At 55.5% G+C, this 245-nt stretch carries 2 pseudogenes; one reads left to right on the forward strand and one right to left on the reverse strand.

From position 1 onward, the window contains the following. Positions 1-128 (forward strand): annotated as a pseudogene (locus FNJ47_RS47965) (IS5/IS1182 family transposase); the annotation flags it as partial. Here the strand turns inward: FNJ47_RS47965 and FNJ47_RS52445 are convergent. Further along, positions 116-245: pseudogene (locus FNJ47_RS52445) on the reverse strand (IS5/IS1182 family transposase); the annotation flags it as partial. The pseudogenes FNJ47_RS47965 and FNJ47_RS52445 overlap by 13 nt on opposite strands.

Here is a 245-nt window from a genome sequence, read left to right on the forward strand (position 1 = left end):
TCAAATACCCACTCGACAAGCATCTCTACGCCCAGCGTCATCTCGTCGAATGCTGCTTCTCAAAGCTCAAGCAGTTCCGACGTGTCGCAACCCGCTTCGAAAAAACGGCCCGGAATTACCGGGCCGTTTTTTCGAAGCGGGTTGCGACACGTCGGAACTGCTTGAGCTTTGAGAAGCAGCATTCGACGAGATGACGCTGGGCGTAGAGATGCTTGTCGAGTGGGTATTTGAGCGCGCGTGACGGG

It is taken from the genome of Bradyrhizobium uaiense, assembly GCF_010811875.1.
Taxonomy (GTDB): domain Bacteria; phylum Pseudomonadota; class Alphaproteobacteria; order Rhizobiales; family Xanthobacteraceae; genus Bradyrhizobium; species Bradyrhizobium uaiense.